Origin of the sequence: Streptomyces bambusae (assembly GCF_019400985.1) — a bacterium.
Classification (GTDB): domain Bacteria; phylum Actinomycetota; class Actinomycetes; order Streptomycetales; family Streptomycetaceae; genus Streptomyces; species Streptomyces bambusae_A.
In genome coordinates this window covers 1-22,415 of record NZ_WTFF01000109.1, presented here as the reverse complement: position 1 = coordinate 22,415, position 22,415 = coordinate 1, and the positions used below count along the sequence as shown (strand labels likewise).

At 72.6% G+C, this 22,415-nt stretch carries 23 protein-coding genes and 1 pseudogene; 11 read left to right on the top strand and 13 right to left on the bottom strand.

Features of this window, described 5'->3' with window-relative positions:
• Positions 1-1,196 (top strand): glycoside hydrolase family 10 protein (locus tag GPJ59_RS16970; protein ID WP_258024513.1); only part of this gene is annotated, 1,196 nt, incomplete at its 5' end.
• Here the strand turns inward: GPJ59_RS16970 and GPJ59_RS16965 are convergent.
• Positions 1,197-1,394: a DUF1918 domain-containing protein gene (locus tag GPJ59_RS16965; RefSeq protein WP_219667983.1), complete on the bottom strand. Its 198-nt coding sequence runs from the start codon at positions 1,392-1,394 to the stop codon at positions 1,197-1,199.
• 171 nt (positions 1,395-1,565) lie between these two features.
• Positions 1,566-2,567, bottom strand: a complete 1,002-nt coding sequence (locus GPJ59_RS16960) for a DMT family transporter (RefSeq protein ID WP_219667982.1) — start codon at positions 2,565-2,567, stop codon at positions 1,566-1,568.
• Here GPJ59_RS16960 and GPJ59_RS16955 point away from each other — a divergent pair.
• The 4 genes from GPJ59_RS16955 (at position 2,566) to GPJ59_RS16940 (ending at position 8,244) form a co-directional block, all read left to right on the top strand.
• Complete coding sequence (locus GPJ59_RS16955) at positions 2,566-3,993, top strand: aminotransferase-like domain-containing protein (RefSeq protein WP_219667981.1); 1,428 nt, start codon at positions 2,566-2,568, stop codon at positions 3,991-3,993. The two genes, GPJ59_RS16960 and GPJ59_RS16955, sit on opposite strands and share 2 nt — an antisense overlap.
• Positions 3,994-4,187: 194 nt before the next feature.
• A complete protein-coding gene (locus GPJ59_RS16950; protein ID WP_219667980.1) occupies positions 4,188-4,772 on the top strand; it encodes a histidine phosphatase family protein in 585 nt (194 codons plus the stop codon).
• Between the two features lie 32 nt (positions 4,773-4,804).
• Positions 4,805-5,551 (top strand): N-acetyltransferase, encoded by a 747-nt coding sequence (locus tag GPJ59_RS16945; RefSeq protein ID WP_219667979.1) that lies wholly within the window; start codon positions 4,805-4,807, stop codon positions 5,549-5,551.
• 296 nt (positions 5,552-5,847) lie between these two features.
• A complete protein-coding gene (locus GPJ59_RS16940) occupies positions 5,848-8,244 on the top strand; it encodes an ATP-binding cassette domain-containing protein (protein WP_219667978.1) in 2,397 nt (798 codons plus the stop codon).
• 85 nt (positions 8,245-8,329) lie between these two features.
• Here GPJ59_RS16940 and GPJ59_RS16935 read toward each other — a convergent pair whose 3' ends face one another.
• The 3 genes from GPJ59_RS16935 to GPJ59_RS16925 all read right to left on the bottom strand — a co-directional run bounded on the left by GPJ59_RS16935 (position 8,330) and on the right by GPJ59_RS16925 (position 11,537).
• The gene (locus GPJ59_RS16935; RefSeq protein WP_219667977.1) at positions 8,330-9,664 is read right to left on the bottom strand and encodes an SMI1/KNR4 family protein; all 1,335 of its coding nucleotides are present in this window, start codon (positions 9,662-9,664) and stop codon (positions 8,330-8,332) included.
• Between the two features lie 101 nt (positions 9,665-9,765).
• Positions 9,766-10,638 (bottom strand): AraC family transcriptional regulator, encoded by an 873-nt coding sequence (locus GPJ59_RS16930; protein ID WP_219667976.1) that lies wholly within the window; start codon positions 10,636-10,638, stop codon positions 9,766-9,768.
• A 113-nt stretch (positions 10,639-10,751) separates the two neighbouring features.
• Positions 10,752-11,537: a hypothetical protein gene (locus GPJ59_RS16925; RefSeq protein ID WP_219667975.1), complete on the bottom strand. Its 786-nt coding sequence runs from the start codon at positions 11,535-11,537 to the stop codon at positions 10,752-10,754.
• 267 nt (positions 11,538-11,804) lie between these two features.
• On the opposite strand from GPJ59_RS16925, the gene GPJ59_RS16920 reads away from it, so the two are divergent.
• Positions 11,805-11,951, top strand: coding sequence for a hypothetical protein (locus GPJ59_RS16920; RefSeq protein ID WP_219667974.1), 147 nt, complete (start codon positions 11,805-11,807; stop codon positions 11,949-11,951).
• Between the two features lie 7 nt (positions 11,952-11,958).
• Here GPJ59_RS16920 and GPJ59_RS16915 read toward each other — a convergent pair whose 3' ends face one another.
• The 5 genes from GPJ59_RS16915 to GPJ59_RS37490 all read right to left on the bottom strand — a co-directional run bounded on the left by GPJ59_RS16915 (position 11,959) and on the right by GPJ59_RS37490 (position 15,295).
• A complete protein-coding gene (locus GPJ59_RS16915) occupies positions 11,959-12,546 on the bottom strand; it encodes a hypothetical protein (RefSeq protein ID WP_258024512.1) in 588 nt (195 codons plus the stop codon).
• Positions 12,547-12,978: 432 nt separating this feature from the next.
• Positions 12,979-13,497 (bottom strand): hypothetical protein, encoded by a 519-nt coding sequence (locus tag GPJ59_RS16910; RefSeq protein WP_219667972.1) that lies wholly within the window; start codon positions 13,495-13,497, stop codon positions 12,979-12,981.
• Positions 13,498-13,576: 79 nt separating this feature from the next.
• Entirely contained in the window at positions 13,577-14,116 is a 540-nt protein-coding gene (locus GPJ59_RS16905; RefSeq protein ID WP_219667971.1) for a hypothetical protein, read from the bottom strand.
• A gap of 105 nt (positions 14,117-14,221) precedes the next feature.
• The gene (locus GPJ59_RS16900; protein ID WP_258024511.1) at positions 14,222-14,599 is read right to left on the bottom strand and encodes a hypothetical protein; all 378 of its coding nucleotides are present in this window, start codon (positions 14,597-14,599) and stop codon (positions 14,222-14,224) included.
• A 348-nt stretch (positions 14,600-14,947) separates the two neighbouring features.
• Positions 14,948-15,295: a hypothetical protein gene (locus GPJ59_RS37490; RefSeq protein WP_258024510.1), complete on the bottom strand. Its 348-nt coding sequence runs from the start codon at positions 15,293-15,295 to the stop codon at positions 14,948-14,950.
• Positions 15,296-15,836: 541 nt separating this feature from the next.
• On the opposite strand from GPJ59_RS37490, the gene argC reads away from it, so the two are divergent.
• Genes argC through GPJ59_RS16870 form a run of 5 tightly spaced genes read left to right on the top strand, consistent with a single transcriptional unit; the run spans position 15,837 to position 20,808 of the window.
• Positions 15,837-16,865: an N-acetyl-gamma-glutamyl-phosphate reductase gene (gene argC, locus GPJ59_RS16890; protein ID WP_219667970.1), complete on the top strand. Its 1,029-nt coding sequence runs from the start codon at positions 15,837-15,839 to the stop codon at positions 16,863-16,865.
• Complete coding sequence (gene argJ, locus GPJ59_RS16885; protein ID WP_219667969.1) at positions 16,862-18,052, top strand: bifunctional glutamate N-acetyltransferase/amino-acid acetyltransferase ArgJ; 1,191 nt, start codon at positions 16,862-16,864, stop codon at positions 18,050-18,052. The genes argC and argJ overlap by 4 nt, the downstream gene beginning before the upstream one ends.
• Positions 18,049-19,005: an acetylglutamate kinase gene (gene argB, locus GPJ59_RS16880; protein ID WP_219667968.1), complete on the top strand. Its 957-nt coding sequence runs from the start codon at positions 18,049-18,051 to the stop codon at positions 19,003-19,005. The genes argJ and argB overlap by 4 nt, the downstream gene beginning before the upstream one ends.
• Positions 19,002-20,237, top strand: coding sequence for an acetylornithine transaminase (locus GPJ59_RS16875; RefSeq protein ID WP_219667967.1), 1,236 nt, complete (start codon positions 19,002-19,004; stop codon positions 20,235-20,237). Before argB ends, GPJ59_RS16875 begins: the two co-directional genes overlap by 4 nt.
• 7 nt (positions 20,238-20,244) lie before the next feature.
• Positions 20,245-20,808: an arginine repressor gene (locus tag GPJ59_RS16870; RefSeq protein WP_219667966.1), complete on the top strand. Its 564-nt coding sequence runs from the start codon at positions 20,245-20,247 to the stop codon at positions 20,806-20,808.
• Positions 20,809-20,891: 83 nt separating this feature from the next.
• Here the strand turns inward: GPJ59_RS16870 and GPJ59_RS16865 are convergent, their stop codons facing one another.
• The 3 genes and pseudogenes from GPJ59_RS16865 to GPJ59_RS16855 all read right to left on the bottom strand — a co-directional run.
• Positions 20,892-21,566, bottom strand: a complete 675-nt coding sequence (locus GPJ59_RS16865; RefSeq protein ID WP_258024514.1) for a L,D-transpeptidase family protein — start codon at positions 21,564-21,566, stop codon at positions 20,892-20,894.
• Between the two features lie 18 nt (positions 21,567-21,584).
• Positions 21,585-21,746 (bottom strand): annotated as a pseudogene (locus GPJ59_RS16860) (pyridoxamine 5'-phosphate oxidase family protein); the annotation flags it as partial.
• Positions 21,747-21,758: 12 nt separating this feature from the next.
• Positions 21,759-22,415 (bottom strand): HEAT repeat domain-containing protein (locus tag GPJ59_RS16855; RefSeq protein WP_219667964.1); only part of this gene is annotated, 657 nt, incomplete at its 5' end.

Here is a 22,415-nt window from a genome sequence, read left to right as displayed (position 1 = left end):
GGAGGCGGGAATCTGGAGGACCGCGGGCGGCGGCGCCGGGGCGGTCGTCCCCGCCGGGGCGGCGCGCCGACGGCCCGGGGTTCCGGGGGATGTGGGTGGCCACCGTGCAGAACGTGGACTGGCCCTCGCAGACCGGGCTGAGCGCCGCCCGGCAGCGCGCGGAGCTGCTGTCCCTGCTCGACACCGCCGTGGCGCGCCGGCTCAATGCGGTGGTCCTCCAGGTCCGCCCCACCGCCGACGCGCTGTGGCCCGGCGCGCGCGAACCCTGGTCCCAGTGGCTGACGGGGCGCCAGGGGCGGGACCCGGGCTGGGACCCGCTGGGCACGGCGGTGGCGGAGGCGCACGCGCGGGGGCTGGAGCTGCACGCCTGGTTCAACCCGTACCGGGTGGCCCAGCACGACGACGCGTCGCTGCTGGTCCCGGAGCATCCGGCCCGGCGCAACCCCGCGTGGACGGTGGCCTACGGCGGGAAGCTGTACTACAACCCCGGGCTTCCCGAGGTGCGGGCCTTCGTCCAGGAGGCGATGCTCGACGCGGTCCGCCGCTATCCGGTGGACGCCGTGCACTGGGACGACTACTTCTACCCCTACCCGGCGCCGGGCGAGTACTTCGACGACGACGCGGCGTTCGAGGAGTACGGGGCGGACTTCGGCTCCCGGGCCCAGTGGCGGCGGCACAACATCGACACCCTGGTCCACGAGATGTCGGTGCGGCTGAAGCAGGTCCGGCCCGGGACGCGGTTCGGAATCAGCCCGTTCGCGGTCTGGCGCAACCGCGACCAGGACCCGCTCGGCTCGGCGACGCGGGGCGGGGTCTCGACGTACGACGACCTGTACGCGGACACGCGCAAGTGGGTGAAGGAGCGGTGGATCGACTACGTCGTGCCGCAGTGCTACTGGCACATCGGGCACCGGGAGTGCGACTACGCGGTGCTGGTGCCCTGGTGGGCGCAGACCGTCGCCGGGACGGGCGTGGACCTCTACGTCGGCGAGGCGCTCTACCGCTGCGACCCCGACAGCCCGACGGAGGCGTGGCGCGATCCGGCGGAGCTCTCGCGGCACCTCACGCTCGCCGGCCGGTACGCCGAGGTCCGCGGCCACTGCTACTTCTCGGCGGAGCAGGTGGCCGCGGACCGCAATGGAGCGATGGCCAGGGTCGTCGCCGACCACTACCCGACGGCAGTGCCGCCGCGTTGATCACTGAGGGGGTTCGGCCGGGTGGCGGACGACGCAGTCCGGGCCCGGCGCCATGAGGGCCTCGTGCCCGTCCGGGAAGCGGACCCGGTAGGGAGGGGTGCCGTTCTCGCCCAGGACCTCGGTGATCTCGCCGATCTTGTCGTGCTGACCCACGACTCTGCCGTGCTGAACCAACTGGTCGCCTTCGGTCGCGCGCATTGCTGACCTCCCTCGGGGCCGGTCCGATCCGGTGACAGCAGTTTACGGCGATTCGGGCGGATTCGTTCCGGTGGTGCGGCCCGGGCCCGCCGGGGCCCGGGCCGGGCATGGCCGGTGTGCGGGCGGGGGGCTGGGGTACGGGGCTGGGGCATGGCCGGGTGGGCGGGGGCCTCAGGACCGCTGGGTCACGGCGATGCACACCAGCACCGCGCACGCCGCCACCGGCGCGGCGGGGGAGAGGTGTTCGCCGAGCAGCGCCACCGACCAGACCAGGGTCAGCAGCGGCTGCGCGAGCTGGAGCTGGCTGGCGCGGGCGGCGCCGATCTCCGCCATGCCGCGGTACCAGACGTACAGGCCGAAGAAGGTGGAGCCGGCCGCCGCCCACACCAGCCCGACCAGGCCGTGGGCCGACAGGCGCACCGGCTCGTACGCGAGCCCCAGCGCCGAGCCGGCCAGGGTGAGGGGCAGGCACGCCACCAGCGCCCAGCCGACGACCTGCCAGCCGGGCATGCTGCGGGCCAGCCGGCCGCCGTCGGTGTACCCGGCGGCGCACACCAGGAGCGCGGCGAAGAGGAACCCGTCGCCGGCGGAGAAGGCGCCGCCGCTCTGGGCGAGGGTGAAGCCGAGCACCACGGCCGCCCCGGCCACGGCGGCCACCCAGAAGGTGCGCGAGTGCCGGGCCCCCGTGCGCAGCGCCGCCAGCGCGGCGGTGGTGAGCGGCAGCAGGCCGACCACGACGGCGGCGTGCGAGGTGGTCGCCGTCCGCAGGGCCAGCGTCGTCAGCAGCGGATAGCCGACCACCACGCCGGCGGCGACCACGGCCAGGCCGCCCCAGTGCTCCCGGCGGGGCAGGGGCACACGTAGGGCCAGCAGGAAGGCCCCGGCGATGACGGCGGCGAGCACGCTGCGCAGCGCCACGAGCGACCAGGGGCCGAAGCTCTCCAGGCCCCAGGCGGTGGAGGGGAAGGTCAGCGAGAAGGCGGTGACCCCGAGCGCGGCGAGCAGGGTGCCGCTCGCACCGGTCCGGGCGGGCGGGGCGGGCGCGGCGCTGCTACCGGTCCCGGCGGGCGTAGCGGCCGTGGTGGTCGTCCCGCCGCCGGCGGCCGTAGCGGTCGTGCCCGTGGTGTCGACTGCTATCGAGCTGGAGAGGGTAGCGCTATTCTGTGCTGTCATGTACGAGCGTAGCAGTGCGGCAGAACTGGCGGAATCGCTGAGGAGCGAACTCAACCGCTACTCGGTAGGTGGAAAGCTGCCGTCGAGTCGTGCCCTGGTCGACCGCTTCCGGGTCAGCCCGGTCACGGTCTCCCGGGCCCTGGCCCAGCTCGCCGCCGAAGGCCTCGTCGTCACCCGCCCCGGCGCCGGCGTCTTCCGCGCGCCGCCCCGTACGGCACCGGAAGCGACCGGAGACACCTCCTGGCAGGAGGTCGCACTGAGCGCCGAGGGCGCGGGCGACGTCGTACCGCGCTCGGTGGACGCCTCCGGCCTGCTGGTGTCGCTCTCCGCACCACCGGCCGGGGTCATCGAGCTCAACGGCGGCTACCTGCACCCGACCCTCCAGCCCGAACGGGCCATGGCCGCGGCCCTCGCGCGGGCCGGGCGGCGCCCCGGCGCCTGGTCCCGGCCGCCTGCGGAGGGGCTGCCCGAACTGCGCGACTGGTTCGCCCGGGAGATCGGCGGCACGGTCACCGCGGCCGACGTCCTGGTGACGGCGGGCGGGCAGAGCGCGCTGACCACCGCGCTGCGCGCACTCGCCCCGCCCGGGGCGCCGATCCTCGTCGAGTCCCCGACCTACCCCGGACTGCTGGCCATCGCCCGGGCCTCGGGCTGCCGCCCCGTACCGGTGCCGGCCGACGCCGACGGGGTGCGGGCCGAGCTGCTGGCAGCCGCGTTCGAGGCGACCGGCGCACGGGTCTTCGTGTGCCAGCCGCTGTTCCAGAACCCGACCGGGGCGGTGCTGGCCGCCGAGCGGCGGGCGCAGGTGCTGCGGATCGCGCGGGCCGCCGGGGCGTTCGTGGTGGAGGACGACTACGCGCGGGCGCTCGCCCACGAGGACGCGGGCCCGCTGCCCGCGCCGCTGGTCGCCGAGGACGCCGACGGGGTGGTCGTCCACGTCCGCTCGCTGACCAAGGCCACGTCACCGAGCCTGCGCGTGGGCGCGCTCGCGGCGCGCGGGCCGGTGGTGGAGCGGCTGCGGACGATCCAGGTCGTCGACAGCTTCTTCGTGCCCCGCCCGCTCCAGGAGGCCGCGCTGGAACTGGTCGGGGCGCCGGCCTGGCCCCGGCACCTGCGGACGGTCGCCGCCGAGCTGCGCCACCGGCGGGAGGTGCTGGCGGGCGCCCTGCTGCGCGAACTGCCCGGCCTGACACTGCCCCACCTCCCGGCCGGGGGCCACCAGCTGTGGACCCGGCTGCCGGAGGGCACCGACGAGGCCGGCTTCGTGGCCTCCGCGCTCCGCATGGGCGTGGCGGTGACGCCGGGCCGCCCGTACTTCTGCGCGGAGGCCCCGGGCCCGTACGTCCGCATGAGCTTCGCCTCGGTGGCCGGCCCGGCGGAACTGACGGAGGCGGCCCGCAGGCTGGCGGGCCTGGCGACGGGGTAGCGGGGGCGGGGCGGTCGAGGGCCGGGCCGGGGTCGGAGTCGGGCCGGGCCGAGGCGGAGTCGGGCCGTGGCCTGTCCGGCGGCGCCCTCCCGGGGCCCCGCGGGCAGCCCGTCCCGGTGGCGTCTGTGCGTACCGCCCGGCGTCCGTGCGTACCGGCCCTTGACCGCAGGGCGGACGGGCCGCACCATCACCGCATGTCCGTTCGGGTCTCGCTGGTCGCCTCAGCCCGCAGCTCCGCCGTGCTCGCCGAGCGTTTCGAGGACGACCGGCCGCTCGACGGTGCCGGCTGGCGGGCCGTCGAACGCGCCGCCCGCGCCCTGGTCCCGCTCGGCGCCGCCGAGCTGCGTTACTGCTCGCCCAGCGCCCGCAGCCGGGCCACCGGCGAGGCACTCGGGTACGCCCCGCTCGCCCAGCCCGCGCTGCGGGACTGCGACATGGGCCACTGGCGCGGGCTGACCCTGGCCGAGGTGACGGCCCGCGATCCCGGGGCCGTGGACCTCTGGCTCGCCGAGCCGCGGTCGGCCCCGCACGGCGGGGAGTCCCTGCTCTCGTTCATCACCCGGATCGGCGGCTGGCTCGACACCAGGCCCGCGGGCGACGGCGGCGCGATCGTCGCCGTGGCCGAGCCCTCCGTCGTCCGCGCGGCCCTGGTCTACGCCCTGCAGGCACCCCCGCTGACCTACTGGAACGTGGACGTGCACCCGCTGTCGACCGTGACCCTGACCGGCTGGTCCGGCCGCTGGCACCTCTCGCTGCCGGAGTCCGCCCAAATCGCTTGAGCCGCCCTCCACACCCCGCCTAGCCTGCGGGGATGACCGCCATCAAGATCACCACCCTTGCCGAGCGCCCGGAACTGGCCGGCCGGCTCTGGGACATGGACGACCCCTGGCCCGCCTTCGCCGGCCACGACTCGGTCGGCTGGCTGCTGTACCCGCGGATGGTGTCCGAGCTGGCGGAGTACGTCCTGGTCGCCACGGACGGGGACACCGTCGTCGCCCGGGGCTTCAGCGTCCCCTTCGCGCTGCACGCCCGGGGCAGCGGCACGCTGCCGGCCCGCGGCTGGGACCAGGTGCTGCTCTGGGCCTTCTCCGACCTGCGGCGCGGGGTCGCTCCCGACACGGTCAGCGCGATCGAGATCACCGTGGCCCCCGACCGGCAGGGCGAGGGGCTGTCCGGGCTGATGCTGGCCGCCATGCGCGAGAACGCCCGCGCCCGCGGGTTCGCCGAGGTGGTGGCTCCGGTCCGGCCCAGCGGGAAGCCCGCCGAGCCGGACACCTCGATCCACGAGTACGCGTACCGCACCCGCGAGGACGGCCTGCCCCACGACCCGTGGCTGCGCGTGCACGTCCGGGCGGGCGCGACGATCGACTCGGTGGCCCCGCTGTCGATGACCATCAGCGCCTCGCTGGACGACTGGCGCGAGTGGACCGGCCTGCCCTTCGACCGACCGGGCCCGGTCCACGTCCCCGGCGCCCTGGTCCCGGTCCGCTGCGAACCGGAACAGGGCTACGCGGTCTACGTGGAGCCGAACATATGGGTCCGCCACGCCCTGGCCTGACCGGCCCGGCGCCCGCCCCGGCCATGACGGCGGCGTCTTCCCGAACCAGAGGGTCTCGGTCCTGCCGGTCGCCCGGGTCGTCGACGCGACGCTCGCCAACTTCCCGTTCGCGTGATCGATGCGTGCGGCCGGTCAGGATCGGAGAAGCGGTTTGCCGCCCCGCTCCCGTACCGTCGTAGCCGTGTCCGGGGCCGGGAGCGCCGGGCACGCGGTTCGGTCCGGTGGGGCCGGGCCGCGGACGCCCGACCGGGACCGCCGACGGCGGCCCGGCCGACCGAGGGAGACACGGAGCCACGATGGGCAAGGCCACGAGGACGGACACGGCGTCGCCCGCGCCGCACGCCGCGGACAGCCACGGTCTGATCCGCGTGCACGGCGCGCGCGAGAACAACCTCAAGGACGTCAGCATCGAGATCCCCAAGCGCCGGCTGACGGTGTTCACCGGGGTGTCCGGCTCGGGCAAGAGCTCGCTCGTGTTCGACACGATCGCCGCCGAGTCGCAGCGGATGATCAACGAGACGTACAGCACCTTCGTCCAGGGCTTCATGCCCACGACGGCGCGGCCCGAGGTCGACGTGCTCGACGGGCTGACCACCGCGATCAGCGTCGACCAGCAGCGGATGGGCGGCGACCCCCGCTCCACGGTCGGCACCGCCACCGACGCCAACGCGATGCTGCGCATCCTCTTCAGCCGCCTCGGCAAGCCCCACATCGGCCCGCCCAGCGCGTACGCCTTCAACGTCGCCTCGGTCCGTGCGGCCGGCGGGATCACCGTCGACCGCGGCGCCGCCAGGACGCGGACCGTGAAGGCGACGTTCCAGCGCACCGGCGGCATGTGCACGCGCTGCGAAGGGCGGGGCACGGTCTCCGACATCGACCTCACCCAGCTCTACGACGACTCCAAGTCGATCGCCGAGGGCGCGTTCACCATCCCCGGCTGGAAGTCCGACAACGTGTGGACCGTCGGGCTCTACGCCGGGTCGGGCTTCCTCGACCCGCACAAGCCCATCCGGCGGTTCACCAAGAAGGAGATGCAGGACTTCCTCTACCGCGAGCCGACCAAGGTCAAGGTCAACGGGGTCAACCTCACCTACGAAGGGCTGATCCCGAAGATCCAGAAGTCCTTCCTGTCCAAGGACAAGGAGGCGATGCAGCCGCACATCCGGGCGTTCGTGGAGCGGGCCGTCACCTTCACCACCTGCCCCGAGTGCGACGGCACCCGGCTGAGCGAGGCCGCCCGGTCGTCGAAGATCGGCAGGATCTCCATCGCCGACGCCTGCGCGATGGAGATCCGCGACCTCGCCGAGTGGGTCCGCGGGCTCGACGAGCCCACGGTGGCACCCCTGCTCACCGCGCTGCGGCAGACCCTCGACTCGTTCGTCCGGATCGGCCTCGGCTACCTCTCGCTCGACCGGGCGTCGGGCACGCTGTCCGGCGGCGAGGCCCAGCGCGTCAAGATGATCCGCCACCTCGGCTCCTCGCTCACCGACGTCACGTACGTCTTCGACGAGCCCACCTCGGGCCTGCACCCGCACGACATCCAGCGGATGAACGACCTGCTGCTCCAGCTGCGCGACAAGGGCAACACGGTGCTCGTCGTCGAGCACAAGCCGGAGGTGATCGCGATCGCGGACCACGTCGTCGACCTCGGCCCCGGCGCCGGCACCGCCGGCGGCACCGTCTGCTTCGAGGGCTCCGTCGACGGACTGCGGGCGAGCGACACCGTCACCGGCCGCCACCTCGGCGACCGGACCTCCGTCAAGGAGGAGGTACGCAAGCCCACCGGATCCCTGGCGATCCGCGGCGCGACGGCGAACAACCTGCGGGACGTCGACGTCGACATCCCGCTCGGGGTGCTCACCGTCGTCACGGGCGTCGCCGGCTCCGGCAAGAGCTCGCTCGTGCACGGCTCGATCCCAGCCGAGGAGGGCGTGGTGTCGGTCGACCAGAGCCCGATCCGCGGCTCGCGGCGCAGCAACCCGGCGACGTACACCGGCCTGCTCGACCCGGTCCGCAAGGCGTTCGCCAAGGCCAACGGCGTGAAGCCGGCGCTGTTCAGCGCCAACTCCGAGGGCGCCTGCCCCACCTGCAACGGCGCCGGCGTCATCTACAGCGACCTGGCGATCATGGCCGGCACCGCGATCCCCTGCGAGGACTGCGAGGGCCGGCGGTTCGACGCGTCGGTGCTGGAGTACCGCCTCGGCGGCCGCGACATCAGCGAGGTGCTGGCGATGCCGGTGACCGAGGCCGAGGAGTTCTTCGGCTCCGGCGAGGCGCACACCCCGGCCGCGCACCGCATCCTCCAGCGGCTCGTGGACGTCGGACTCGGCTACCTCACCATCGGCCAGCCACTCACCACGCTGTCCGGCGGCGAGCGGCAGCGGCTCAAGCTGGCCACGCACATGGCGGACAAGGGCGGCGTCTACGTCCTCGACGAGCCGACCACGGGCCTGCACCTGGCCGACGTCGAGCAGCTGCTCGGCCTGCTCGACCGGCTCGTGGACTCCGGCAAGTCGGTCATCGTCATCGAGCACCACCAGGCGGTCATGGCGCACGCCGACTGGATCATCGACCTCGGCCCCGGCGCCGGCCACGACGGCGGCCGGATCGTCTTCGAGGGCACCCCCGCCGACCTGGTCGCCGCCCGCTCCACCCTCACCGCCGAGCACCTGGCGGAGTACGTCGGCGGCTGAGGGCATGTGCGGCTGACGGCATGTGCGACCGAGCGGCGTGACCTGCCTCGCCTCGCCTCGCTTCGCCTTGTCGTGGCGGTGCAGGTCAGACGGCGGGGCCGAGGTCCCCTTCGAGGAGCGACTGGACGATCTCGGGCCGGTCCCAGAGGGCCAGGATCTCGTTGGCGAGTGCCACGACCGGCAGGTGATCCTGGTCCCGCACCGTGATGGCCGCGGCCTTCAAGGTGCGCGGGACGGCTCCGGCATCCAGCAGGACGCGCCAGTCCTCGGCGCCGATCTCCAGGAACTCCAGTCCGGGGAGCCCAGCGACCTCCAGGGGGTCGGCGAGTGTGCCGGGCATGGCGGTGAGAGTGCGCAGGCGGGGCAGTCCGGCGACAGGGGCGAGGCTGAACGGTGCGCCGTCCCGGGCGTCGACGGACAGCACCTCCAGGGCGGGATGGGCGGCGGCCCGGATGGTCTCCAGGCCGCCGGGGCCGACCCTGGCCACGGCGGGAAGCTCGTATTCGTGTCGGCGACTGCGCTCCTCCCGCACCCGCCCCAGGACGAAATCGGTGAGGGAATCGGCCACGAGCTCGGCACCGAAGCTCCGCTCGTGATCGACCAGGATGACCTGCCCGAAGTGGCCGCCCGGACCGGGAGTCAGGTCGACCGCGAACGTGTCGCCGCCGTTGCTCCCGAAGCCGATCCAGCCCGGCGAGCCGGCCAGACCCTGTACCGCGGCGTCGGGCGCGGTACTGAGCGCCTCTTTCGCGCCGAAGTTCCAGCCGGGGTGACGGTCCGCCGCGTCGACGGCGCACAGGTGGGGCAGGCCGGAGAGCTCGCAGCCGACCGCGTCCTCGGCGCGGACCGCCGCCCCGAAGTCGTCCCAGTCCACCCGGGCCACCCGGTGGAGCACCTTGAGCTCGTCGGAAAGGGCGACACCGAGGCGCGCTTCGGCGGCAGCGATCTCCTCCTCCGTCGCGCCGACGGCGTCGGGCAACCGCTCGCGCAGCGTCCGCTCCAGCAGTTCCGGATCCGCCGACGGCGCCGGCACCGCCCCGGGCACCGGCGCGGGACGGCGGAGCCAGGGCTCGGGCAGGGAGCCGTCCACCAGGACGAGCACCCCCAGGTCCGGGTAGCCGACGGCCGGTTCGACGACCACGCTCGGCCAGACCAGGCCGAGCGTGGTCCGTCCGTCCGGCCGGACCTCCGCCCTGAACGCGACCTCCTCGGCTCCGACCTGAGCGAGCCCCCTCTGTATGCCCTGCACCGCGCTCCGCGCCGCCGGCGACATGGACCCCCGATGGGCAAGGCTCCAGCCGTACCGGCTGATGCGTCCTGCCACCCGGGCCGACCGGGCAGCACGCCGCTCCGTGTCGTCGCCCAGCATGAGCCGCAGCACGGGTTCCCAGACCGCGAAAGCGGATTTCTGATCAACCATGCTGCAGACCGTACGCGCAGCCAGTGACAGCGGAGCCGACGACGGTCGAGCCGGTGACGGCGACGGTGGAGGCGGAGGCCGCTTGCTGCCCTGTTGAGCGCTCAGCCGTGCTCGGGCTCCACGGGGAGCCACAGTTCGGCGTCGGCCTCGGCCCCGGCCTTGTCCGGCGACAGCCGGGTGCGCAGGATCTCGGGGCCGGGCCGGCTGCGGTACGGGTTCGACGGGAACCACTCGGTGAACACGTCCCGCCACAGCTCCTGGATGGCCTGCGGCACCGGCCCGGAGGTGGTGAAGACCGCCCAGGTGCCGGCCGGGACGCCCAACGCGGTCGTGCCCTCGGGCGCGGCCGCGGAGGTGATCACACCGTGGTAGTAGTCGAGTTCGGTGCCCTCGGCGCGGCCGGGATCCAGGTCGTCGCAGACCGCGACGATGCCGTGCGGCTCCTGGTCCGACAGCTTCTCCAGGCGCTCCAGGTCCTGGGGGACGATCCCGCGGACGAAGTCCATGATCGCGTGATTCGGCCCCGCATGCACCAGCGGCACCCGGGCCTTGAACCCGACGACGGTGAAGTCCGCCTTCTCCACAATCCGGTATCGCATACTGCTACTCCCTTCGACGGTGAGGCGGAAGGCCATCCGGGACTGGGAGCTGAGCGCGGCGCCCGTACGCCGGGCCTCGCCCGGTCCGATGCCGTGCATGGCACGGAACGCCCGCGCGAACGCCTCGCCGGAGCTGTAGCCGTAGCGCACCGCGATCTCCAGCAGCGTCTCGCGCCCCGCGAGTACGTCGGCGCCCGCGAGGGTGAGCCGACGGCGCCGCACGTACTCCGACAGCGGTATGCCCGCGAGCGCGGAGAACATCCGACGCAGGTGGTACTCCGACGTGGCCGCGATGCGCGCCAGCTCCGCCACCTCGACGCCCTGGTCGAGATGGCGCTCGATGTGCTCCATGGCCTGGTTCAGCCGTTCCAGCATCCCCGGTTCCTTCCTCTTGACGACCACCACGCTAGGCAGCGCCCACCATGCCGGACCCGACACTTCGTGCCCGATCAAGTCGGGTGAGCAGCAGCGGGTTGCGGTGGGCCGGGTCAGGTGTCCCAGGGCAGCCGCACGGCCTCGATCTCCGTATCGCCGAGGAGGGCTTCGACGAGACGGGCCGGGCCGGCCACCTTGGTGGCCCAGAGGTCGTAGTCCGTGCACACGACCCAGGACCGGTCCAGAGGCCAGAGGTTGGACGGAGTCCAGCCGTCCTCCTCGGGGTGGTCGATCAGCACCCGGGCGTCCGCGACCGTGCCGGCCCGGAGGCGCAGCTCGGCGAAGTCCTCGGCCCCGCGCAGCAACGGACTGTAGTAGGCCAGGCAGGGAGTGCTGGCGCCCTGGGGGCTGTGCTCGGCGAGGATCGTGATCAGGCGGTTCCAGTCGGCCCGGTCCATGCGGCCTTCGGACGGGGCCTTGATTCCGACCGGCCAGCGGACCGGCGCCATCGAGGGGAAGGAGGTGTGGCACGGCAGGCGCCCCTCGGGCACGGTCGGGTCACCGATCCGGCGCGCGAGCTCGGTCCACCGCAGCCGGCGCCAACGGGGTCCGGGGTGCTCGCCGAGGACGGCATCCATCACGTCCGCGGGCTCCAGACCCGGGACGATCTCGGGCCCGCCGCCCGTCAGCACGCGCCGCTGGTACTCGACGAAGGACATGTCCGTCGGCCCGAGCTCGTGCTCGTACATGGAATGAAGCACCCAGGCCGCATCGGGCAGCGCCGGTGGCATGAACCCGGTGACCCCGTCATCGGACGTCAGGTCCCGCAACCAGCCGGCTTCCGAGGCCCCGGCGCGCGGCCACCGTACGACCGCCGACGCGGCAGCTGTCTCGTACATCCGCCCACCATCGCACCCCGGCGCCGAAGACATCCCGGCAGGGCCCCCGAAGACCTGTCGCACGACAGCGGCCCAGGAACATCCCGAGCCTGAGCCCGGGCGCCTCTCACCCCCATGGCCCGGCCCGCGCGACATGGGGGTCCGTCATGCGCAAGATGGCCCGCAGGGCTCCGGACGACATGTCCGGTCGTCCGGTCGTCCGGTCGGTGCGTCCGCGCCGGCACGGACGGAACGACGGCGGCAGGGAAAGCAGGAGGCGACGACGCCATGCTCTTCTTCTACAGCAAGGACACGGGAGCCGCCGGAACGGGCAAACTCGACGCCTATGGCGACTTCGTCAACCTGAAGGACTTTCCGGCCGGACAGTTCGGCAAGTGGACGCACATCGGCGTGACCCAGGAGGGCACTCCCTGACGAGCGGTCAGCCGCCGTGGAGGCCCCACTCGTCGAGGCCGCCGTACACGTGGGCTTCGAGGCATTGAGGCGCGTCGAAGCCGATGGCCTCGCCTCGGTAGAGGGCGATGAGCGAGTCCTTGCCGCGCCACCAGGTGTCGGTCAGGCCCTGCACTTCAGGTACCGGCTCGTAGCCGTGGAGGTCCAAGGACTCGACGTCCTTGCCTTTGATCCTTGTGACAGTCCTGGCCCAGCGACCGGCATGGTCGGCGAGCGCCAAGGACTCCACCCATCCGTCCGCGCTGGCATGCAGGGGCGTCCAGTGGTATGCGTCGATCCCGAAGGCCCCATCGGGGCCGATCATGAATCCATAGGCCATGGACACCCGGCAGCTTCCCGCCGGGAACGACCAGCCTTCTGCGGCCGAGCCTTCGGGACAGTCGGCGTCCAGGATGCGCGGGCCCCCTTCGTAGAACGGGGCGGGCGGGAGGGCGAGGCCACCCCAGCGGTCCTGGAAGGCGGCGGCCCGGTCGATCTCCGAGGCGGGGACACCGTGCTCGATCCACGCGTCGCGATGCCGCCGGATGCCCTGCTGAGGGACACGGATGCCGTTCATCTCGACGAACCGCCGGGCCCTGCGGCTCAGGCCAGCCGGCGCGACGGGGACGGGCGACGCGGCGGTGTCGGCCCTCACCGCTGCTCGCTGCTGCTGGAGTGGAGTACGGCCGCCGCGATCTCCCGCACGCGGTCCATGGCACTGGTCATGGCACCGGAGCCTAGTGGCGGGTTCCGGTACCAACCCGCGCGGGAGCCCCTTCCGTCCGCCGCCCGGCGGGCCATCTGGCTCGGGCGGAGCCGCGCCCCGGCGCTCCCAGAGCCTGACGGCCGACAGCGCTCCAGTCAGCGGGGGCAGGCGGCACCCTGCGGCCTGCGCCCTGCGGCGTGATCGCGGAGGCGGGCCGGCGTTCGCCGCGGCGGAGAGGAAGGCGAGTCCGCTGTCGACCAGGCGCTCAGCCGGATCCTGCATCCAGAGCGACCCGGCCAGAAGCTAGCGGCCCACTGTGCTCCAGTCAGCGGGGGCAGGCGGCACCCTGCGGCCTGCGGCGTGTTCGCGAAGGCGCCGGGTAAGTTCCGGAAGATCGTAGGCAGGGAAGCTGACCTGCAGGAGGCGGAGACCGAAGTCCGACGGCTGGTCCCCGTGAAACATCGCCGCGTCCATCGGCTTGATCTGCACGTCCCAGGCGTCGGGGGCGGCCCAGTGGGTCATCCTCACGTAGAAGGCGTCTCGCGGTCCGGCATTTGCTACTGCCGAGAGGAAGGCGAGTCCGCTGTCGACCGGGAAGTCGATGAGCATCCAGCCGCGGCGGGACTCCACCCACTCGGCCATGTGTGGCAACTTCGCTGGCCAATCCGCGTTGCTCTCGGCCAGGTCCTGGCAGCAGGTGAACGTGTTGATGCCACACTCCCAGATGGCCTGGATAGCTGGTGCGAGCTGCTCGTCGATCTGGGCGTGGAGGTTGCCCACCCGGACGAGAACGGTGGGATGCGTTCCTTCGTAAGACGTCATCGCAGGAGCATAGAAGCGGCCTACGACATCCCCGCCAGCGAAGCCCCGCGGGCCCGTGGGACCGCTCAGCCGGGGCCGGTCAGGGGCCGCTGTTCCCCTCGAAGTCGCCCAGGCTGATAAAGCTCACCCGGTCCTCCCAGGCGTCCCACCTCACATGCTTCCGAGCACCCCAGTAGTAGGTCTCGTAGCTCAGGAGGTCGCCGTATGCCTCATTCTCGTGTATTCGATCAGGCTGGCCGAAGACAGTCAGGAACTCCTCGTACGAGGTCAAGTGCGCGAAGTGGGACAGATGCGGGCCGCTGATCGCGAAGCCGACCACCGCTCCGGCGCACACTTTGTAGTTGATCTTGTCGGTGCCGTAGAGGAATCCGTCCGACCGGACAACGTCCTCGATGACCTCGTCCAGCGTCAGACTCCGTCCATCAGCGTCGTAGTACTCGCTTTCGACGTTGGTCCCCCCGCGGTACCGGGCGATGATGGAGGACAGGCCGCCCACAATGCGCTGCCGTGGAATGGTGGCGGCTGGCGCCCCCAGGGTTATGCCGTTCACCTCGACACTGGCGAGGTCGAGGTTCGGCCGGCGCAGCAGGTCCAGGTTCTCGAGGATCTCGATCATCATCGGAGTCTAGAGGGACCGGGTGGCCGAGCTCCCGAAGCCCGGTCTTTGAGAGTAGCCGTCGGGCTGCGCCGCGGTAGATGGCGATGCAAGCAGGCGCTGGGCCTTTCAGTGGAACCAGACGACGAGGCGTACGTTCTCGGCTCCATGGACTTCGCTGAGGATGCGCATGACGCTCCAGACCCGGCCCCAGTCGGTGTCGGCCCCTGCGGCCGAGGCGCGGCTACGTGTGCCAGAGGCGTCGGTCTCCTGCCAGTCTGCGTTGTTCAGCTCATCCCAGGTCAGCCAGGTGGTCCCGTGCACGTCGTGGGGGCCGCCATAGGCGGTGAACTCACCTCGAAGCCCGTCTGAGGCATCGTCAGGGAAGCCACGGCTTTCCGCCAGTGGGCGGAAGCCGAAGGTGTTGCGGACTCCGAAGAGACAGGCCAGGCCGTCGTAGGCGTTGCCCCTGTTGAGGAGGAAGAGATCGATGGCGGGTTCCCACATGGAGTCCTCATCGTCGGGGCCCCACAGCCGGGCACCTGGCCGAAGCGCTGGAACGCCGGCCAGGTGTCGCGCGCGGTCAGCTGAGCGAGCTCGTGGTGTCCGTGGTCCAGTTCATCCCGCAGGAACTGGACAGCCTCGCTGATCGGCAGCCTGGGTGCACTCTGGGTACTCCTCGGTCGGCGGCGCCATCAGCTGATGCCCTCACGGGCCGAGGATCAGATACGTTCAAACTCGGTCGCCTGCGGTAGCCCGTCTCCGCCTCCAGCAGGTGCGCCATCCGGATCCGGGCCCGTGTCAGGTCGTGCTCTTCAAGATCCTCGACCCGAGGCTGCTGCCGCCCACCGTCCATCACTCCATCCCCACCGGATGGATCCACGTGGCGTCGTCCAACGGCTGAGTCAGGTCCATCCCCAGGCGGCGGTGCCAGAGCAGATGAACCGCATGTGTGCGGGCCACCGCCGGCAGAGAGGTGGCCTCCACCAGCTCGCCGAACTGCCGAGGACGCTCCCGGACCAGCTCCAGCAGTTCCCCCTGAAGCCCCAGGCGGTCGGACATCGGGCGCCGCCGCGCGGACAGCGCATCAAGGCCGGTCAGCACCTGGCGACGCCAGCCGGAAACCACCAGGTAGCGCCACCCCACCGCGCCAGCCGCCCACTCTGTCGCGGCGAACTTCACCAGATCCTTGTCCTTGATCAAGTGCCCGGGCCCAACAGATTCCGCGGGTACTGCAGCCCGGGACGATGCCGCTGCCCCGCCCGCCAGGTGAACCCACGAACAGGTACCGATGCAACGGCCGGGACGCTGGCCAGCTCCTGGACCGGGCAGATCACATCTGCTTGTGCGGTCTTCCACCTGGCCGTCCATCGCCGAGCCCACCCGGGCTCCGTGTCCAGCCGCTCCGCCGCCGCTGGGTCAATGGCATACGGCGCGACGAGGTCATCCAGGGCACAGTCGTGCGACCACACCGGCCGGGATTCGATCTGCGGGGCACGCGCCGTAGCCTTCATGCCCCCAGAACAGCGCGCTCGCGGTGCCTTCCGTGCGACTTTCCGGAAGACTCAGCAGGTGAACAGGGTGGCCGCCACCCTGCGGGCCAACACTGACGCACAGACGGGCCAACTCAACCGCTAAGGGGCCAACTGAAGCGCTAGGTCTCAACCACGCCCCGGCGGGAGGAGAAGGCTTTGCATAAACGTGCGGCGATACGTATAGTCATGCCATCGAGGAGGAGGGTCCGATGGTGGTACGTGTCGCGGTGGCCGGAGCGAGTGGCTATGCGGGCGGCGAGGTGCTGCGCCTGCTGCTGGCGCACCCCGGGGTCGAGATCGGCGCGCTGACCGGGAACACCAACGCCGGGCAGTTCCTCGGGTCGCTCCAGCCGCACCTGCTGCCGCTGGCCGGCCGCACGCTGGAGGCGACCACGCCCGAGGTGCTCGCCGGCCACGACGTCGTCTTCCTCGCGCTGCCGCACGGCCAGTCCGGCGCCCTGGCCGCCGAGCTCGGCGAGGACGTGCTCGTCGTCGACATGGGCGCCGACCACCGGCTCAAGGACGCCGCCGACTGGGAGAGGTTCTACGGCTCCGCGCACGCCGGCACCTGGCCCTACGGCCTTCCGGAACTGCCGGGCTGCCGCGCCGCGCTGGAGGGGTCCAAGCGCATCGCGGTTCCCGGCTGCTACCCCACCGCCGTATCGCTGGCGCTCTTCCCGGCGTACGCGGCCGGCCTCGCCGAGCCCGAGGCCGTGGTCGTCGCCGCCAGCGGCACCTCCGGCGCGGGCAAGACCCCCAAGGCGCACCTGCTGGGCTCCGAGGTCATGGGCTCCATGAGCCCGTACGGCGTCGGCGGCGGGCACCGGCACATCCCCGAGATGATCCAGAACCTCAGCCCGGCCGCCGGCGCCAAGGTCTCGGTGTCCTTCACGCCGACCCTCGCCCCGATGCCCCGTGGCATCCTCGCCACCTGCACCGCCAAGGGCGTCCCCGGCACCACCGCCGAGTCGGTGCGCGCCGCGTACGAGAAGGCGTACGCGGACGAGCCCTTCGTCCACCTCCTGCCCGAGGGGCAGTGGCCCGCCACGGCGTCCGTCTACGGTTCCAACGCCGTTCAGGTCCAGGTCGCGTACGACGAGGCGGCGCAGCGCATCATCGCGATCAGCGCCATCGACAACCTGACCAAGGGCACCGCCGGTGGCGCGGTGCAGAGCATGAACATCGCCCTCGGCTTCGACGAGGGACTCGGGCTTTCCACGATTGGAGTCGCGCCGTGAGTGTTACGGCTGCACAGGGATTCACGGCTGCGGGCATCGCCGCCGGGATCAAGGAGAACGGCAATCCGGACCTGGCCCTCGTGGTCAACCACGGTCCGCGCCTGGCCGCCGCGGGCGTCTTCACCTCCAACCGCGTCAAGGCCGCGCCCGTCCTGTGGTCCGAGCAGGTCCTGCGGGGCGGCACCGTCAGCGCCGTGGTCCTGAACTCCGGCGGCGCCAACGCGTGCACCGGCCCGAAGGGCTTCCAGGACACCCACGCCACCGCCGAGAAGGTGGCCGAGGTCCTCACCGAGCAGGGCATCGGCGGCGAGCACGGCGAGCACGGCGAGCACAACGCCGGCGAGATCGCCGTCGCCTCCACCGGCCTGATCGGCGTCCTGCTCCCCATGGACAAGCTGCTGCCCGGCATCGAGACCGCCGCCGCCGCCCTGTCCGCGGACGGCGGCGAGGCCGCCGCCGTCGCCATCAAGACCACCGACACCGTGCACAAGACCGCCACCGTCAGCCAGGGCGGCTGGACGGTCGGCGGCATGGCCAAGGGCGCCGGCATGCTCGCCCCCGGCCTGGCCACCATGCTCGTGGTCCTCACCACCGATGCCGACCTGGACAGCGCCACCCTCGACCGGGCGCTGCGCGCGGCCACCCGCACCACCTTCGACCGGGTCGACTCGGACGGCTGCATGTCCACCAACGACACCGTCCTGCTGCTCGCCTCCGGCGCCTCCGGCCAGGTCCCGGCGTACGCGGACTTCGCCGAGGCCGTACGGACGGTCTGCGACGACCTCGCCCGGCAGCTCATCGGCGATGCCGAGGGCTCCAGCAAGGACATCCGGATCGAGGTGATCAACGCGGCCGACGAGGACGACGCCGTCGAGGTCGGCCGGTCCATCGCCCGCAACAACCTGCTCAAGTGCGCCATCCACGGCGAGGACCCCAACTGGGGCCGGGTGCTCTCCGCCATCGGCACCACCAAGGCGGCCTTCGACCCGGACCGCCTGAACGTCGCCATCAACGGCGTCTGGGTCTGCAGGAACGGCTCCGTCGGCGAGGACCGCGACCTGGTCAGCATGAAGGACCGCGAGGTCCGCATCACCGCCGACCTGGCGGCCGGCTCCGAGACCGCCGTCATCTGGGCCAACGACCTGACCGCCGAGTACGTCCACGAGAACAGCGCCTACTCGTCATGACCGGAACCGCGCGGAAGCACACCGCCCTCCCCAAGGCCCAGATCCTCATCGAGGCCCTGCCGTGGCTGACCCGCCACCACGGCAAGACCGTCGTCATCAAGTTCGGCGGCAACGCCATGGTGGACGAGGACCTCAAGGCCGCCTTCGCCCAGGACGTCGTCTTCCTGCGGCACGCCGGCCTCAAGCCGGTGGTCGTCCACGGCGGCGGCCCGCAGATCAGTGCCCAGCTGGACAAGCAGGGCCTGGTCAGCGAGTTCAAGGCCGGCCTGCGGGTCACCACCCCGGAGGCCATGGACGTCGTACGGATGGTGCTGGCCGGCCAGGTCCAGCGGGAGCTGGTCGGGCTGCTCAACCAGCACGGGCCGCTCGCCGTCGGCATGACCGGCGAGGACGCCCGGACCATCTCGGCCGTCCAGCACCGGCCCGAGATCGACGGCGAGCTCGTCGACATCGGCCGGGTCGGCGAGATCACCGCCATCGACACCGGGGCCATCGAGGCGCTGCTGGAGGACGGCCGGATCCCGGTCATCTCCTCCATCGCGCGCAGCGAGGACGACGGCCACGTCTACAACGTCAACGCCGACACGGCGGCCGCGGCGCTCGCCGCCGCCCTGGGCGCGGAGACGCTGATGGTGCTCACGGACGTCGAGGGCCTGTACGCGGACTGGCCGCACAGCGACGAGGTCATCAGCCGGCTCACGGTGAGCCAGCTGGAGAAGCTGCTGCCCGAGCTGTCCAGCGGCATGGTGCCCAAGATGGAGGGCTGCCTGCACGCCGTCCGCAACGGAGTGCACACGGCCCGGGTGATCGACGGGCGGGTCCAGCACTCGATCCTGCTGGAGATCTTCACGGACGAGGGAATCGGCACGATGGTCGTGCCCGACGAGCAGGGACGCGACGAGCAGGGAGCCGACGGGCAGGGGCCCGACGGGCAGGGAGGGGACAGCGCATGACCGGCAGTCAGCAGTCGGGCCACCAGGCGACCGCCGGCGGCAACCAGGAGTACCGCGCCCGCTGGCAGGGCGCCCTGACCAACAACTACGGCACCCCCGCGCTGGCACTCGTCCGCGGTGAGGGCGCACAGGTCTGGGACGCCGACGGCAAGCAGTACACCGACTACGTCGGCGGCATCGCGGTCAACGCCCTCGGCCACGCCCACCCGGCGATCGTCGAGGCGGTCACCACGCAGATCACCACCCTCGGCCACGTCTCCAACCTCTACGCCTCCGAGCCGGTCGTCGCCCTCGGCGAACGGCTGCTCCAGCTCTTCGGCCGGCTGGGCAAGGTTTTCTTCTGCAACTCCGGCGCCGAGGCCGTCGAGGGTGCCTTCAAGATCGGCCGGCTCACCGGGCGCACCCACATGGTCGCCACCACCGGCGGCTTCCACGGCCGGACCATGGGAGCCCTCGCGCTCACCGGCCAGCCCGCCAAGCAGGGGCCGTTCCTGCCGCTGCCCGGCGAGGTCACGCACGTGCCGTACGGGGACGTGGAGGCCCTGCGGGCCGCCGTCACCGAGGAGACGGCCCTGGTGATCATCGAGCCGATCCAGGGTGAGAACGGGGTCGTGGTGCCGCCCGCCGGCTACCTGACGGCGGCCCGCGAGATCACCCGGGCCACCGGCACCCTGCTGGTCCTGGACGAGGTGCAGACCGGCATCGGCCGGTGCGGACAGTGGTTCGAGCACCAGGCCCACGAGGGCGTCGAGCCCGACATCGTCACGCTTGCGAAGGGTCTGGGCGGCGGTCTGCCGATCGGCGCCGTGGCTGCCTTCGGGCCCGTGGCCGACCTGCTGCAGCCCGGCCAGCACGGCACCACCTTCGGCGGCAACCCGGTCGCCTGCGCGGCCGGCCTCGCGGTCATCGACACCATCGCCGCGGAAGGGCTGCTGGACCGGGTCAAGGAGCTGGGCGAGCGGCTGCGCTCCGGAATCGAAGCTTCCGGGCATCCCCTCGTCGACCGTGTCCGTGGTGCGGGCCTTCTGCTGGGTATGGTGCTGACGGAGCCGGTGGCGCAGAAGGTGCAGCTGGCGGCTCAGGAAGCCGGCTTCCTGGTCAACGCGCCCGCCCCCGACGTCGTACGGCTCATGCCCCCGTACGTCCTGTCGGAGGACGAGGCGGACGCGTTCGTCCGGGCGCTGCCCGGCATTCTCGACGCAAGCCGTGAGGACGGACGATCCGGAGAATGAGACGACGATGAGCCAGGCGCAGGACCATGAGCACTGGGGGTCCCCCCGGACGGAGTCCGGGGGAGGGCCGTCCGTCCCGCAGACGCGTACCGCCCGCCACCGCCGGATCGTGGACATCCTCAACCGGCAGCCGGTCCGCTCCCAGAGCCAGCTGGCCAAGCTGCTCGCCGACGACGGGCTGAGCGTCACCCAGGCGACGCTCTCCCGGGACCTCGACGAGCTGGGCGCGGTGAAGATCCGCAACACCGGCGGCGAGCTGATCTACGCGGTGCCCAGCGAGGGCGGCTTCCGCACCCCGCAGGCCCCGCTCGGCGAGTCGGCGAAGGAGGAGCGCATGCGGCGCCTCTCCGGCGAACTGCTGATCTCCGCGGAGGCCTCGGCGAACCTCGTGGTCCTGCGCACCCCGCCGGGTGCGGCCCAGTTCCTGGCCTCGGCCATCGACCAGGCGGAGCTGCACGCCGTCCTCGGCACGATCGCGGGCGACGACACCCTGATGCTCATCAGCCGCGACCCGGCGGGCGGCCAGGCCCTGGCGGACCACTTGCTCCGGCTGGCCCAGAAGGAGGGCTGAGCCGGGCCCGGCCCGGCGCGTGCCGGCCGCGGCCCCGACGGGCCCCAGGCAGGGGCAGCCGGGCCGGCCCCGGCCGCCGATGCTCAGTAGCGGGTGACCGCCAGCCCGCCCGACTCCGTGCCGATCGCGATGTGCGGCCGCCGGCGGGGGTCCGCCCAGCGCAGGATCGCCCGCATCGCCCGTTCCGGCACGGACACGCAACCGGCCGTCGCGCCCTTGCCGTTGACGTGCAGGAAGATCCCGGCGCCGCGGCCGCGCACCGGCCGGTCGTAGTTGAAGGCGATGACCAGCGCGTGCGCGTACTGCCGGTCGTACGCCACCAGGTGTTCGGCCTCGCCCGGCGCGCAGTCGGCCGGCAGCGGCTCCGTCCACCGGTTGTAGGACGTGGACGCGTTGTCCTGGCACCACCAGGAGTCCGGGGTCACCGGGCGGTAGTCGTACTCCGTGCCGGCCGGGGCGCGCCGGATGCCGAAGGCGTAGGGGAGTGCGTACAGGCCGGCCGGGGTGGTGTTCGTCCCCTGCACCCGGCTCGCGCCCTCCGCCAGGCCGGATCCCCCGAAGCGGGCCTCGGTGGTGCCCTCCGCGTACCAGCGCCCGGCGCGCCGGTCCCACCAGGTCAGCGTCCCGGTGGTGGATCCGGCGGCGGGCGCCACGGCGGTGATCAGCTGGCTGCCGCCGCCGGTGTCGGCCAGCCGGGCGGGCAGCGACGTGTCGGGGCCGGGGAACAGCGAGGCGGCCAGGGCGAGGCCGACTCCCAGAGCGGTTCTGAGCACATGTCAGACAGTACGGGCAGGCAGGGGCAGCGGCAGCGCAGGCAGGCCGTCGAGGCTGGTACCGATGTACTCCTTGCGCTCGCAGTACTCGGCGAACTCCTCGTCCGTCTTGCGGCCGAAGTACTCCGCGTGGAGCGTGCGCTCGCCCTGGTAGTCCATGAATGGGGATCGAGTAGCTCAGCCGTCGAGCCCCAGGCGCCGGCGGAGCAGGGCCAGCTCGAACGGCTCGAACACGTGGTTCACCCGGTCCAGCAGCGCGCCCAGGTGCGCCGCGTCCGCCTCCTGCGCGGACAGGGCCGACTGCCAGTCCCAGGTGCGTACGGCCGCCTGGGCCTCCCGGCGCAGTGCCAGGTTCCAGTCCTTCGACAGCCCGACGCAGACTCGCAGCTCGACCGGCCCGCCACGCCCCCGCAGCAGCCGGAATCCGGCCCGGCGGGTGGCCACCGGCCGGCGCGCCCGGCACCGGTCGGCCAGGTACTCCGCGTCCAGCCGGCCGGCCACCGGCAGCAGGCTCCGGGTCGCCTCCCGGACCACCGGCGCCGCCGGGTCGTCCAGCAGCGCGAGCAGGGTCGTGTCGTCGACGACGGCGTCCAGGCGCCGCAGCCCGGCCACCGCCGCGGCCCGCACCCGGCCGACCGGGTGCGCCAGCAGCTCCCGCAGCAGCGGCACGTCCTCGCTCCGGCCGCACTCGGCCAGACCGGCCACCGCGTACGGGGAGGGGCCCGCCGGTTCGGCGACCAGCCGGCGGTAGTGCTCGTGCGGGTCCCCGCCGCCCTGGCCCACCAGCCGGCGCGCGCACGCCCGCACGCGGGCGGAGCGGTCGAAGAGGTGCAC